This window comes from Pseudomonas sp. GM50, from assembly GCF_000282375.1.
GTDB lineage: Bacteria > Pseudomonadota > Gammaproteobacteria > Pseudomonadales > Pseudomonadaceae > Aquipseudomonas.
This window is the reverse complement of record NZ_AKJK01000005.1, coordinates 1-13,231: the sequence shown is the minus strand read 5'-3', so window position 1 is coordinate 13,231 and position 13,231 is coordinate 1. Positions and strand designations below refer to the sequence as shown.

Annotated in this window: 12 protein-coding genes; 11 read left to right on the top strand and 1 reads right to left on the bottom strand. The window is 59.4% G+C overall.

Annotated features, from left to right (window positions below):
* Positions 1-319: 319 nt before the first annotated feature.
* Positions 320-1,246: a serine O-acetyltransferase EpsC gene (gene epsC, locus PMI30_RS28500; RefSeq protein WP_008005160.1), complete on the bottom strand. Its 927-nt coding sequence runs from the start codon at positions 1,244-1,246 to the stop codon at positions 320-322.
* Positions 1,247-1,436: 190 nt separating this feature from the next.
* Here epsC and PMI30_RS28505 point away from each other — a divergent pair, with 190 nt between their 5' ends.
* From PMI30_RS28505 to PMI30_RS28555, 11 genes are all read left to right on the top strand, one after another.
* On the top strand, positions 1,437-2,429 hold the full coding sequence (locus PMI30_RS28505) for a D-cysteine desulfhydrase (RefSeq protein WP_008005158.1): 993 nt from the start codon (positions 1,437-1,439) through the stop codon (positions 2,427-2,429).
* Between the two features lie 346 nt (positions 2,430-2,775).
* On the top strand, positions 2,776-3,570 hold the full coding sequence (gene tcyJ, locus PMI30_RS28510; RefSeq protein ID WP_008005157.1) for a cystine ABC transporter substrate-binding protein: 795 nt from the start codon (positions 2,776-2,778) through the stop codon (positions 3,568-3,570).
* Positions 3,570-4,235 (top strand): cystine ABC transporter permease, encoded by a 666-nt coding sequence (gene tcyL, locus PMI30_RS28515; RefSeq protein ID WP_008005155.1) that lies wholly within the window; start codon positions 3,570-3,572, stop codon positions 4,233-4,235. Before tcyJ ends, tcyL begins: the two co-directional genes overlap by 1 nt.
* Positions 4,236-4,239: 4 nt before the next feature.
* Positions 4,240-4,989 (top strand): L-cystine ABC transporter ATP-binding protein TcyN, encoded by a 750-nt coding sequence (tcyN, locus tag PMI30_RS28520; RefSeq protein ID WP_008005153.1) that lies wholly within the window; start codon positions 4,240-4,242, stop codon positions 4,987-4,989.
* Between the two features lie 504 nt (positions 4,990-5,493).
* The gene (locus tag PMI30_RS28525; protein WP_008005151.1) at positions 5,494-6,252 is read left to right on the top strand and encodes a hypothetical protein; all 759 of its coding nucleotides are present in this window, start codon (positions 5,494-5,496) and stop codon (positions 6,250-6,252) included.
* A gap of 411 nt (positions 6,253-6,663) precedes the next feature.
* Positions 6,664-7,905, top strand: coding sequence for an SfnB family sulfur acquisition oxidoreductase (locus tag PMI30_RS28530; RefSeq protein WP_008005148.1), 1,242 nt, complete (start codon positions 6,664-6,666; stop codon positions 7,903-7,905).
* A 23-nt stretch (positions 7,906-7,928) separates the two neighbouring features.
* Positions 7,929-9,122, top strand: a complete 1,194-nt coding sequence (locus tag PMI30_RS28535) for an SfnB family sulfur acquisition oxidoreductase (RefSeq protein WP_008005147.1) — start codon at positions 7,929-7,931, stop codon at positions 9,120-9,122.
* The gene (locus tag PMI30_RS28540; protein WP_008005145.1) at positions 9,122-10,480 is read left to right on the top strand and encodes an LLM class flavin-dependent oxidoreductase; all 1,359 of its coding nucleotides are present in this window, start codon (positions 9,122-9,124) and stop codon (positions 10,478-10,480) included. Before PMI30_RS28535 ends, PMI30_RS28540 begins: the two co-directional genes overlap by 1 nt.
* A 130-nt stretch (positions 10,481-10,610) precedes the next feature.
* Complete coding sequence (locus PMI30_RS28545; RefSeq protein ID WP_008005143.1) at positions 10,611-11,420, top strand: MetQ/NlpA family ABC transporter substrate-binding protein; 810 nt, start codon at positions 10,611-10,613, stop codon at positions 11,418-11,420.
* Between the two features lie 2 nt (positions 11,421-11,422).
* Positions 11,423-12,544, top strand: a complete 1,122-nt coding sequence (locus PMI30_RS28550) for a methionine ABC transporter ATP-binding protein (protein ID WP_008005140.1) — start codon at positions 11,423-11,425, stop codon at positions 12,542-12,544.
* Positions 12,534-13,178: a methionine ABC transporter permease gene (locus PMI30_RS28555; RefSeq protein ID WP_008005138.1), complete on the top strand. Its 645-nt coding sequence runs from the start codon at positions 12,534-12,536 to the stop codon at positions 13,176-13,178. The genes PMI30_RS28550 and PMI30_RS28555 overlap by 11 nt, the downstream gene beginning before the upstream one ends.
* The last annotated feature ends 53 nt before the right edge of the window (positions 13,179-13,231 follow it).

The following is a 13,231-nucleotide window of genomic DNA, read 5'->3' as shown; positions in this document are numbered from 1 at the left end:
GGACTCGGCAAAGGCAAGCCTCCTGTTGTGAGCGGGCAGCAAACCGGCGGTTTAACTTGAATGAGCGTTCAAGTTAAACATGGATAGGGGGCTAAGGACTAATCGCAGGGCTCGGCGGTAGCTTTCCTACATTAGTTCAGGGGGAGGATATGACTTGGGGTTTGGAATGCCTTATCTCGGTTCGGCATGAAATCAATCGCGAGCAGGCTCGCTCCCACAGTGGATCTCCAGTGAACACAAGAACTGTGAACGACAAGGAACAGTGTGGGAGCGAGCCTGCTCGCGATGGGGCCAGATCAGTCACCCGATACTCAGGGACCTACTTCTGCGTCCCATCATCATGCTGCAGATTCGCCTGGGTCAGGTTGCACCCCGCCGGCACGCTACGGGTCAGCCAGACGTTGCCGCCGATGGTCGAGCCTTTGCCGATGGTGATCCGCCCCAGAATCGTCGCACCGGCATAGATCACCACATCGTCCTCGACGATCGGATGCCGCGGATGGCCCTTCTGCAACTGGCCGTCTTCATCCGCCGGGAAGCGCTTGGCGCCCAGGGTCACCGCCTGATAAATCCGTACCCGCTCGCCAATGATCGCGGTCTCGCCGATCACCACACCCGTCCCGTGATCGATGAAGAAACTGCGCCCGATCTGCGCCCCCGGATGGATGTCGATGCCGGTGGCCGAGTGGGCGATTTCCGCGCTGATCCGCGCCAGCAGCGGCAAGCCGGCGCGGTACAAATGATGGGCCAGACGATGGTGAATCACCGCCAGAATTCCCGGATAGCAGAGCAATACTTCATCGACACTGCGAGCCGCCGGGTCGCCGTGATAGGCCGCCAGTACGTCGGTGTCCAGCAGAGTGCGCAGCCCCGGCAAAGCAAGGGCGAAATCCTGAATGATCTGGATGGTTTTGGCCTCGACTTCAGTGTCGGCCTGGGCACTGTGGCGCGCGGCGTAACGCAGTTCGAGCCGCGCCTGCGCCAGCAACGCGTTCAATGCGACGTCGAGTGTGTGGCCGACGTAGAAGTCCTCACTCTCCTCACGCAAATCCACTGGCCCCAATCGCATCGGGAACAACGCACCGCACAAGGCTTCGAGAATGTCCGCCATGGCCGCTCGGGACGGCAACTCGCGACCGCCCTGCTCACCGCTGGCACGGCCGTTTTGTGCGCGCCACTGGTCGCGTGCCGTACGCAGTTGGCTGACGATGGTCTGCAATTGCCAATGGCTGGAACGCTCGCTCACGGTAAAAACTCCTCACGGGCGGCCGGACGGTCTGGCCGCGTTAACCGCGATTACTTTACGGCAACGGCTTGCAGCCGAATTAAGAACCAATAGTGCTGTGCTCAATACTTTTGGCTATAAGCGATTGACAGTTGCCCGACTAAATACCCGTGCCTATAGTCCTGACATCTTCCTCCGCCAGTACGGACCCATGATCAAACAACAGCTTGCCCGCTTTAACCGCCTCGACCTGCTCGGTCATCCTACTCCGCTGGAAAAACTCGAACGCCTGTCGACCTGGCTGGGCCGCGATGTCTACGTCAAACGCGATGACCTGACGCCATTGGCACTGGGCGGCAACAAGCTGCGCAAACTCGAATACCTGGCCGCAGATGCCTTGGCCCAAGGCGCTGATACGTTGATCACCGCTGGCGCCATCCAGTCCAACCATGTGCGCCAGACGGCTGCCATTGCGGCCAAGCTTGGCCTGGGCTGCGTGGCTCTGCTGGAAAATCCGCTGGGCACCGACGACAGCAACTATGTCGGCAACGGCAATCGGCTGTTGCTGGACCTGTTCGATGCCAAGGTCGAGCTGGTGGAAAACCTCGACAACGCCGACGAGCAATTGGAAGCGCTGGCCGGGCGTCTGCGCAGTAATGGTAAGAAACCGTATCTGGTGCCGATTGGTGGCTCCAATGCATTGGGCGCTTTGGGTTATGTCCGTGCAGGCCTGGAACTGGCCGAACAGATCAAGGACACCGGGCTGCAATTCGCCGCAGTGGTGCTGGCGTCCGGCAGTGCCGGCACCCACAGCGGCCTGGCGCTGGCATTGAGTGAAGTACTGCCGGATTTGCCAGTGATCGGCGTGACGGTTTCCCGTAGCGATGAAGCGCAACGACCGAAAGTCCAGGGCCTCGCAGAGCGTACGGCCGAACTGCTGGGCGTGAGCCTGCCGGCGAATTTCAAAATCGAACTGTGGGACGAATATTTCGGCCCGCGTTATGGCGAGCCGAATGCCGGGACATTGTCAGCGCTGAAGCTGCTGGCGAGCCAGGAAGGGTTGTTGCTGGATCCGGTGTACACCGGCAAAGCCATGGCCGGTTTGCTCGACGGCATCGGACGCCAGCGCTTCAATGACGGCCCGATCATCTTCCTGCACACCGGCGGGGCGCCGGCGTTGTTTGCTTATACTTCTGTCTTTTAAGTTCCCCTGTGGCGAGGGGGCTTGCCCCCGTTGGGTCACGAAGTGGCCCCAAAACCTATGATCGGGTTCTTTCAGGTTGACCGCGTTGGCTGGCTTTGCGACTGCTTCGCAGCCGAACGGGGCAAGCCCCCTCGCCACAGGAACGCACTCCACAATATTCATTTAAAGAATAACAAACTTTATATTTAGTATTTTCCTATCTAAAGGCAACATCATATAGTCGCGCCGCAGGCGAATTTGCAGCAAGACGCATAAGCTGCTTTAGGGCAGGATATCGCAGTCGTTCAAATCCCGAATTTGCCAACTTTCCTTAAGCGTCTTCCATAAGAAAACACAGGGGCTTGTCATGAATTTTTCCGCATTACGTCGAAATCTGCTGGTGGGTTCGCTGGGCCTGGCGCTGAGCGCCGGTCTGCTCGGGCAGGCAGTGGCCGGTGAGCAACTGCAAAAAATCAAGGACGCAGGCGTGATCAACGTCGGTCTGGAAGGCACTTATCCACCGTTCAGCTTCGTCGACGAGGCCGGCAAACTGAGCGGCTTCGAAGTCGAGTTCTCCGAAGCCTTGGCCAAAGAGCTGGGCGTGAAGGTCAAACTGCAGCCGACCAAATGGGAAGGCATCCTCGCTGCCCTGGAATCCAAGCGTCTGGACGCGGTGATCAACCAGGTGACCATCACCGAAGAGCGCAAGAAGAAGTACGACTTCTCCACGCCTTACACCGTTTCCGGGATTCAGGCGCTGACCCTGACCAAAAACAAAGACACCATCAAGACCGCCGCCGATCTGGCCGGCAAGAAAGTCGGCGTAGGCCTGGGCACCAACTACGAGCAGTGGGTGAAAGAGAATGTGCCCAAGGCTGACGTCCGCACCTACGAAGATGATCCGAGCAAGTTCCAGGATCTGCGCGTCGGCCGCATCGACGCCATTCTGATCGACCGCCTGGCCGCGCTGGAATATGCCAGGAAGGCCAAGGACACTGCCGCCGCCGGCGAAGCGTTCTCCCGCCAGGAAGCCGGTATTGCCCTGCGCAAAGGCGAGCCTGAGCTGCTGGCCGCAGTGAACAAAGCCATCGACAAGCTGCGTGCCGACGGTACGCTGAAAAAGCTTTCGGAAAAATACTTCAGCGCTGACGTCACTCAATAATGGGAGAAGCTTTCCAACTTGCGCTGGACTCCGCGCCCTTTCTGCTCAAGGGCGCGTACTACACAGTCATCCTGAGCCTGGGCGGAATGTTCTTCGGCCTGCTGATGGGCTTCGGCCTGGCATTGATGCGCCTGTCGCGCTTCAAACTGGTGAGCTGGATCGCCCGCATCTACGTGTCGTTCTTTCGCGGCACGCCGTTGCTGGTACAACTTTTCGTGATCTATTACGGCTTGCCGCAATTGGGTATCGAACTTGATCCGCTGCCGGCCGCCCTGATCGGCTTCTCGCTGAACATGGCCGCCTACGCCTGCGAAATCCTGCGTGCCGCCATCAGCTCCATCGAGCGCGGCCAGTGGGAAGCCGCCGCCAGTATCGGCATGACCCGCGCGCAGACCTTGCGCCGGGCCATCCTGCCGCAAGCGATGCGCACGGCTCTGCCACCATTGGGCAACAGTTTCATTTCGCTGGTGAAGGACACCGCGCTGGCAGCCACCATTCAGGTGCCGGAACTGTTCCGTCAGGCGCAGCTGATTACCGCCCGTACCTTTGAAATTTTCACCATGTACCTTGCCGCCGCGCTGATCTACTGGGTTCTGGCCACGGTGCTTTCGCACCTGCAGAACCAGTTGGAAGCACGGGTCAATCGGCACGATCTGGAGTCCTGACCCAATGATTGTCGTGGAAAAACTGACAAAGCAGTTCAAGGGTCAAGTGGTGCTCAACGGCATTGATCTGGAAGTGAAGGAAGGCGAGGTGGTGGCGATCATCGGGCCTAGCGGCTCGGGTAAAACCACGTTCCTGCGTTGCCTGAACTTCCTGGAAGAACCCACCAGCGGCCGGATCAAGGTCGGTGACATCGAGATCGATGGCAGCCGTCCGCTGAACCAGCAGCAGAGCCTGGTACGGCGCTTGCGCCAGCACGTGGGTTTCGTGTTCCAGAACTTCAACCTGTTCCCTCATCGCACCGCCCTGGAAAACGTTATCGAAGGCCCGATCATCGTAAAGAAGATCCCGCACGCCGAAGCCGTTGCCCTGGGTAAAAAGCTGATGGCCAGGGTCGGCCTGGCGGGCAAGGAAGACGCTTACCCGCGACGCCTTTCCGGTGGTCAGCAACAGCGTGTGGCGATTGCCCGCGCGCTGGCGATGGAGCCGGAAGTGATTCTGTTCGACGAACCGACCTCAGCCCTCGACCCGGAGCTGGTGGGTGAAGTGCTGGCGACCATCCGCAGCCTCGCCGAAGAGCGACGCACCATGGTCATCGTCACCCACGAAATGGGCTTTGCCCGGGACGTGGCCAACCGCGTGGTGTTTTTCGACAAGGGTGTGATCGTCGAACAAGGCGAAGCCAAGGCACTGTTTGCCAATCCGAAAGAGGAACGGACGAAGCAGTTTCTCAGCAAGTTTCTTAATAACGCCTAGTGCTGCCCCGCTCGAAAACTGTCAACTTCCATGGATGGAAGTGACATTAACTCCGCTTTATAAAATCGTATAGCAGCTTTCAACGACTCACATGACTCACCCCCATACTAAATAACTTCCCGCCGTCCCATGCGGTACATATATATGTCCTGCAACAGATTCATATCGCCTAAAATCTATAAAACACCTCGCTGTCCACGCTCAAAGGGTTGCTGCCTGGGAGGCTAAAACTCATCAAATACCGGACTATATTCGACAGAGCGATGCGGATTATTAACCACACCGCGTAGGAGCTTTCTGAATCACGCAAGAACTAACCTTTAACCAACCAGCGCTATTGACACTTATTCGAGCGCACTCTTATCTAGGTGCCAACAGGCAACAACCTTCACCTTCAACTATTGTTTAAGCGCGCAAATAACGAATCGTTTTGTTGCTTGGTAATTCACGCCTTTCGATCTTTCAGAAATGGACTTCGCGGCAAAGCTTCAAGGAGAGAAACCCATGACAAGCACTTCAAACAAACCTGAACTTGCAGCCCCGACCCTGGCGCAAAGCCACAAGGCCGGTATCAACATCACCTCGGCCGCGCACCTTATGATCGACGTGCCACCCTACCCCGGCATGGATGAAGGCGATCTGATCGAGCTGTTTTGGGACAACTGCTATGTCGCCTCCAGCGTGTTGGGGTCCGACCATGACAGCAAAGCCGTGAGCCTGCGGGTTCCGGAAAGCTTCATTGCCAATGGTTCTGCCCGCGTCCATTACAAGGTCATGCAGGTCGGGCAAGGGCCGGCGGTATCACCGGCGGCGCGCGTCCAGATCAAACTCGATTGCCCGGGCGGCCTGCTTCTTTGCGATGAGGAAAACCAGAGCCTGGCACCCGTGCTTATCCCCGAGACCATTCGCCGTCAGGGGGTCAATCCGAACCAGATAAAACGCGGCGTCCCGTTGACCATCGAACCGTACCTGAACATGGCCGTCGACGACGAAATCACCCTGCGCTGGGGCGATGTGCGCATGGACCTGCCAAAGCTCAAGGCTTGCGATGTGGGTCAGCCAATTCAGGTGTGGGTGCCACCGGCGATCATTGTCGAAGCCGGCGAAGACCTTCGACTGGAAGTGACCTACTGCATCCTCGACCGCGTGGGTAACAACTCGCGGTGGGCACCGGCACGCACGCTGAAGATCGGCTGTGCCAATCCCTACCTGAAAGTGCCGCCGAAAGAAGCGCTCATGGCCGCTGAATCCCGAAAGAAGTGAAGCCCTTGCTGTAAACACCAACTTCTGTGGGGAGGGGGCCTTTGTGGCGAGGGGGCTCGCCCCCGTTGGGTCGCGAAGCGGCCCCCGAAACTTGAACGCCCGACGTTGTGTCAGGCAAACCGCATAGGCCGGATTTACGACTGCTTCGCAGCCGAACGGGGCGATGCGGCGTTCCGACAAGCCCCCTCGCCACGGGGTTCAGAACAGACCTTCTATGCATATTCCTAAAAGTTAGTTCATTAATTATTTATACACGTTTAGGGTATATACACCGGACCACCGGACATTCGTGTTTTTCGTTCGCCGCAACCCATGCGGCGCTTTCATGAGATGTGAGGTAGGTATGGTCCGGAACACAATCACCCCAGTGCAAATCGCCAGGGCATTGCGTGCAGCCAAGGAGCGGCACTGATGTCCAGTCTGGCAGATGCAATCGTCCAGAGTGATCTGGACATCGCCCCATTGTTGTTGCCCGCGCAGGTCTTGCGCAACGACGCACAAGCCATCAAGGCTGCCCATGAGCTGGCGCAAGTCGCCCGCCTGCAAGCAGCCAAACGTGACCAGCAACGCAAGTTGCCGTGGTCGGAAATCGAACAGTTCACCCGCAGCGGCCTGGGCAGCATTGCCATCCCTCGTGAGTACGGCGGCCCGCAGGTTTCATTCGTCACCCTGGCCTCGGTGTTCGCGATCATTTCCGCGGCTGACCCGGCACTGGGGCAGATCCCGCAGAACCAGTTCGGGATTCTCAACCTGATACTCGGCAGCGCCACCGAATCGCAAAAAAAACAGCTGTTCAAAAGTGTGCTCGAAGGCTGGCGAATCGGTAACGCGGGACCAGAACGCGGGACCAAAAATACCCTGGAGCTCAAAGCGCGGATCACCGCCGATGGCGATGGCTTCGTCATCAACGGGCAGAAGTTCTATTCCACCGGCGCCCTGTTCGCCCACTGGGTGGCCGTCAAGGCGCTGAATGACTACGGCAAGCAAGTGCTGGCCTTCGTCCGGCGTGGTACCCCGGGGTTGCGCATCGTGGATGACTGGTCGGGTTTCGGCCAGCGCACTACAGCCAGCGGCACCATTTTGCTCAACAACGTGCGGGTCGACGCCGAGCTGGTGGTGGATAACTGGAAGATCAACGACAGCCCGAATACTCAAGGCGCCGTGTCGCAGCTGATTCAAGCAGCCATCGACGCCGGCATTGCCCGGGGCGCCATCGATGACGCCATAGAATTCGTGCAAAAACGCGCACGGCCGTGGATCGACGCCAAGGTCGACCGGGCCAGCGACGACCTCTATGTGATCGCCGACATCGGCAAGCTGAAAATCGAACTGCACGCCGCCGAAGCACTGCTGCGCAAGGCAGGCCAAGTACTCGATCAGGTCAACGCCGCGCCGCTCACCGCCGAGTCCGCTGCACGCGCCTCGATTGCCGTGGCGGAAGCCAAAGTGCTGACCACCGAGATCTCGCTGCTGGCCAGCGAAAAGCTCTTCGAACTGGCCGGCAGCCGCGCCACCCTCGCCGAATTCAACCTCGACCGCCACTGGCGCAACGCCCGGGTGCACACGCTGCACGACCCGGTGCGCTGGAAGTATCACGCGGTTGGCGCTTACCACCTCAATGGAACCTTGCCTGCGCGGCATTCCTGGATCTGACGACCAGACATCTGGAGAAACACATGACTCTTTCTCACCACGTCGCGGTCATCACCAGCGATGAGCAAGCCCTGATTGTCGCCAGTGACCTGGCCGACGATTTCAAACGCGACAGCGCCCTGCGCGACCGCGAACGTCGTTTGCCATACCCGGAACTGGAAGTGTTTTCCCGTTCGGGTCTTTGGGGCATCAGCGTGCCAAAAGAATACGGCGGCGCCGGGGTTTCCAACGTCACCCTGGCCAAGGTCATCGCGTTGATCGCCGAGGCCGACGGCTCCCTCGGACAAATCCCGCAGAACCATTTCTATGCCCTCGAAGTGCTGCGCGTGAACGGCACTGATGAGCAGAAAAAACGCCTGTACGCCGAAGTGTTGGCCGGCCAGCGCTTCGGCAATGCACTCGCGGAACTGGGCACAAAAACCGCCCATGATCGCGTCACCAGCCTGACTCGCGATGGCAACGGCTACCGCATCAACGGTCGCAAGTTCTACGCCACCGGCGCGATTTACGCCCAGCGCATCCCCACGTCGGTGGTGGACGAAAACGGCGTGCAGCAACTGGCGTTCGTCCCGCGCAACAGCAAAGGGCTGACGGTGATCGACGACTGGAGCGGTTTCGGCCAGCGCACCACCGGTAGCGGTTCGGTGGTGTTCGAGGATGTCTACGTCGCCGCCGAGGACATAATTCCGTTTCAAAGCGCTTTCGAGCGCCCGACTACCGTGGGCCCGCTGGCGCAGATTCTCCACGCCGCCATCGACACTGGCATCGCCCGCGCCGCGTATGAAGATGCGCTGCATTTTGTACGCACCAAGACCCGGCCGTGGATCGACGCCACTCATGAAAAAGCCACCGAAGACCCGCTGACCATCAAGAGCTTCGGCCACTTGAGTATCCGTCTGCACGCCACCGAAGCCCTGCTGGAACGCTCCGGCGAATTCCTCGACCAGGCCCAGGCCAACACCAATGCCGAGACCGTCGCCGCCGCGTCGATTGCCATTGCCGAAGCCCGCGCCATCAGCACCGAAATTTCCCTCGCCGCCGGCAGCACACTGTTCGAACTGGCGGGTAGCCAGGCGACCCTGGCCGAACACGGCCTGGATCGCCACTGGCGCAATGCCCGGGTGCATACCCTGCACGACCCGGTGCGCTGGAAATATCACGCCATCGGCAATTACTACCTCAACGATGAAAACCCTCCATTGCGAGGGACCATTTGATGGCTGATGCCAAAAAGAAAATCCTGCTCAACGCGTTCAACATGAACTGCATCGGGCACATCAACCATGGCCTGTGGACGCATCCACGGGACAATTCCACCCAGTACAAAACCATCGAATACTGGACCGAACTGGCTCAGTTGCTGGAACGAGGACTGTTCGACGGTTTGTTCATCGCCGACATCGTCGGCGTGTACGACGTCTATCAAAACTCGGTGGACGTGCCACTCAAAGAGTCGATCCAGTTGCCGGTCAATGACCCGTTGCTGCTGGTCTCGGCCATGGCTGCGGTCACCAGAAACCTCGGCTTCGGCCTGACCGCCAACCTGACCTACGAACCGCCGTATCTGTTCGCCCGGCGCATGTCGACGCTTGATCATTTGAGCCGTGGGCGGGTCGGCTGGAACATCGTCACCGGCTATCTGGACAGCGCCGCCAAGGCCATGGGCCTGAGCGAACAGGTGGAACACGACCGCCGCTACGACCAGGCCGACGAGTACCTGCAAGTGCTCTACAAACTCTGGGAAGGCAGCTGGGAAAACGGCGCGGTGCTCAACGACCGCGAGCAACGGATCTACGCCCAGCCAGACAAAGTGCACAAGGTCGAGCACAAGGGCGAGTTCTATCAGGTCGAGGGCTATCACCTCTGCGAACCGTCGCCGCAACGCACGCCGGTGTTGTTCCAGGCCGGCAGTTCCGATCGCGGTTTGCTGTTCGCCGGGCGCCACGCCGAGTGCGTTTTCATCAGCGGTCAGAACAAACCGTCGACCAAAGTTCAGGTGGACAAGGTGCGCGCCAGCGCCGTCGAGGCCGGGCGCAATCCCTGGGACATCAAGGTGTTCATGGGCTTGAACGTGATTGTCGGTGAGACAGAAGAGCTGGCCTGGGCCAAGCATGCCGAGTACCTGAGCTACGCCAGCGCCGAGGCCGGCGTGGCACATTTTTCGGCGTCCACCGGGATCGATTTTTCCGAGTACGAACTCGACGAACCGATCCAGTACGTGAAGAGCAACGCCATCCAGTCCGCCACCAAGAACCTGCAAAACAACGATTGGACCCGCCGCAAACTGCTGGAACAACACGCCCTCGGTGGCCGCTACATCACCGTGGTCGGCTCGCCGCAGCAGGTGGCGGATGAGCTGGAATCGTGGATCGCCGAAACCGGCCTGGACGGCTTCAACCTGACAAGGATCGTCACCCCGGAAAGCTATGTGGACTTCATTGAACTGGTGATTCCGGAGTTGCAACGCAGAGGGTCGTACAAGACCGCTTACGACGACGGCAGCCTGCGGGAAAAGCTGTTTCACCGTGACGCGCATTTACCTGAGCAACACACAGGTTCGGCATTCCGCCGCTAGAAGCTTCGCGGGCAAGCCTCGCTCCTACAGGGGATCTGCGGTGTTCACAAAAACCCTGTAGGAGCGAGGCTTGCCCGCGAAGAGGCCCGCCCAAACACCAAAAATTCATGCACTGACTGGAAACCCCATCATGAAAAAGACCTACCTCTCCCACCCAGTCAAAGCACTGGCCCTGGCCCTCGGCCTCTTCAGTTCCGTCACCTTCGCCGCCGACGCACCGCTGAAGGTCGGCACTACCGCCGCCTTCGCCATCCCCCTGGAAGCCGCAGTAGAAGAAGCCAACAAACAAGGCCTGAAAGTCGAACTGGTGGAGTTCAGCGACTGGATCGCCCCCAACGTCAGCCTCGCCTCGGGCGACATCGACGTGAACTACTTCCAACACATCCCGTTCCTGGAAAACGCCAAGGCCGCCGCCGGTTTTGACCTGGTGCCGTTCGCCCCGGGGATCATCAACAACGTCGGCCTCTATTCGAAGAAATACAAAAGCTTCGACGAGTTGCCCGAAGGCGCCAGCGTGGCCATCGCCAACGACCCGATCAACAGCGGTCGCGGCCTGCAACTGCTGGCCAAGGCCGGGCTGATCACGCTTAAACCAAGCGTCGGCTACAAGGCCACCGAAGAAGACATCATCGCCAACCCGAAGAAAATCAAAATCCTTCAGGTCGAGGCCGTGCAACTGGTGCGCGCCTACGACGACGCCGATCTGGTCCAGGGCTACCCGGCCTACATCCGTCTGTCGAAGACCTTCGATGCCAGCTCCGCCCTGCTATTCGATGGCCTCGATCACAAGGAATACGTGATCCAGTTTGTGATCCAGCCGAAAAGCAAAACCGACCCACGCCTGATCAAATTCGTCGACATCTACCAGCATTCGCCAGCCGTTCGTGCAGCGCTGGATAAAGCCCACGGCAAGCTCTATCAAGCCGGTTGGGAAAGCTAAGCATGACGGCCGCGATCCAACGGCGACTGGAACTTCCGGAGCCACATAACGCCACACAAACCGAACTGCACCCAGACCTCAATCGAGCCCATGTGCGCTTTATCGGCCTGGGCAAAACCTACAACGGTCAGCAAGGTCCGGTGGCGGCCTTGCACGGCATCGACCTGGCGATCCAGCGCGGTGAAGTGTTCGGCATCATCGGTCGCAGCGGCGCCGGCAAGTCGTCGCTGATCCGCACCATCAACCGCCTCGAACAGCCGAGCAGCGGGCGAGTGCTGATCGATCAGGTGGACATCGGCGCGTTCGATGAAGACCGCTTGGTGGCGCTACGTCGACGGATCGGCATGATCTTTCAGCACTTCAACCTGATGTCGGCCAAGACGGTTTGGCAGAACGTCGAATTGCCGCTGAAAGTCGCCGGCGTGCCCAAGGAGCAGCGCGAGCGCAAAGTTCGCGAACTGCTGGAACTGGTGGGCCTGCAAGAGAAACACAAAGCCTACCCGGCGCAGCTGTCCGGCGGGCAGAAACAGCGCGTCGGCATCGCCCGCGCGCTGGTACATGACCCGGAAATTCTGCTGTGCGACGAGGCGACTTCGGCCCTCGATCCAGAGACCACGCAATCGATCCTCGGCCTGCTGCGCGAGATCAATCAACGGCTGGGTTTGACCATCGTGCTGATTACCCACGAGATGGCGGTGATCCGCGACATCTGTGATCGGGTGGTGGTGCTGGAACACGGGCGAATCGTCGAGCAAGGGCCGGTCTGGGAAGTCTTTGGCAACCCGCAACATGAGGTCAGCAAGACCTTGCTCGCGCCATTGCAACACGGACTACCGGAAGAACTGCAAAGCCGCTTGCGAGCGCAGCCGCAGTCTTCGGACGCCGCCGTGGTGTTGCGTTTGCAATTCACCGGCAGCACAAGCGAGGAGCCAGACCTGGCGGCGCTGTTCAGCGCCCTCGGTGGCCGCGTGCGCTTGCTGCAAGGGGGCGTGGAACGGATTCAGGGCCATGCGCTCGGGCAATTGCTGCTGGCGGTGACCGGCTCGTCCCTGGGCGCCGAGGAATTGCGTCAGCGCGCCGGCCACTGGGCGCAACAGGTGGAGGTGCTGGGTTATGTGGTTTGATCGGTTGCTTCAGGGGTTTATCGACACGTTTTTGATGGTCGGCGTGTCGTCGTTGATTGCGCTGCTGGCGGGCATTCCGTTGGCGGTGATTCTGGTCACCAGCGCCAAAGGCGGGATCTACGAAGCACCTGCGTTGAACCGCGCATTGGGTGCATTCGTGAACCTGTTTCGCTCGATTCCGTTTCTGATTTTGATGGTGGCGCTGATTCCGTTTACCCGGCTGATTGTCGGCACCACCTACGGCGTTTGGGCAGCCGTGGTGCCACTGACCATTGCGGCCACGCCGTTCTTTGCGCGCATTGCCGAGGTCAGTTTGCGCGAGGTCGACCATGGGTTGATCGAAGCGGCGCAAGCGATGGGCTGCCGACGCTGGCATATCGTCTGGCATGTGCTGCTGCCCGAGGCTCTGCCGGGGATTGTCGGTGGTTTCACGATTACGTTGGTGACGATGATCAACTCCTCGGCGATGGCCGGGGCGATTGGGGCCGGTGGGTTGGGGGACATCGCTTATCGATATGGGTATCAGCGGTTTGATAGCCAGATCATGCTGACGGTGATTGTGTTGCTGGTGGTGTTGGTGGCGGTGATTCAGTTGGGTGGGGACAGATTGGCGCGAGGACTGAACAAACGCTAAGCATGTTGCGAACACTCATTATGGAGAGAGCACCTTTGTGGCGAGGGGGCTTG

Bases quoted from the DNA above. Each gene is read 5' to 3' on its own strand.
- PMI30_RS28545 (WP_008005143.1), top strand. From the start codon at position 10,611: ATGAAAAAGACCTACCTCTCCCACCCAGTCAAAGCACTGGCCCTGGCC.
- tcyN (WP_008005153.1), top strand. From the start codon at position 4,240: ATGATTGTCGTGGAAAAACTGACAAAGCAGTTCAAGGGTCAAGTGGTG.
- PMI30_RS28530 (WP_008005148.1), top strand. From the start codon at position 6,664: ATGTCCAGTCTGGCAGATGCAATCGTCCAGAGTGATCTGGACATCGCC.
- PMI30_RS28525 (WP_008005151.1), top strand. From the start codon at position 5,494: ATGACAAGCACTTCAAACAAACCTGAACTTGCAGCCCCGACCCTGGCG.
- PMI30_RS28555 (WP_008005138.1), top strand. From the start codon at position 12,534: ATGTGGTTTGATCGGTTGCTTCAGGGGTTTATCGACACGTTTTTGATG.
- tcyJ (WP_008005157.1), top strand. From the start codon at position 2,776: ATGAATTTTTCCGCATTACGTCGAAATCTGCTGGTGGGTTCGCTGGGC.
- PMI30_RS28535 (WP_008005147.1), top strand. From the start codon at position 7,929: ATGACTCTTTCTCACCACGTCGCGGTCATCACCAGCGATGAGCAAGCC.
- PMI30_RS28505 (WP_008005158.1), top strand. From the start codon at position 1,437: ATGATCAAACAACAGCTTGCCCGCTTTAACCGCCTCGACCTGCTCGGT.
- PMI30_RS28540 (WP_008005145.1), top strand. From the start codon at position 9,122: ATGGCTGATGCCAAAAAGAAAATCCTGCTCAACGCGTTCAACATGAAC.
- tcyL (WP_008005155.1), top strand. From the start codon at position 3,570: ATGGGAGAAGCTTTCCAACTTGCGCTGGACTCCGCGCCCTTTCTGCTC.
- PMI30_RS28550 (WP_008005140.1), top strand. From the start codon at position 11,423: ATGACGGCCGCGATCCAACGGCGACTGGAACTTCCGGAGCCACATAAC.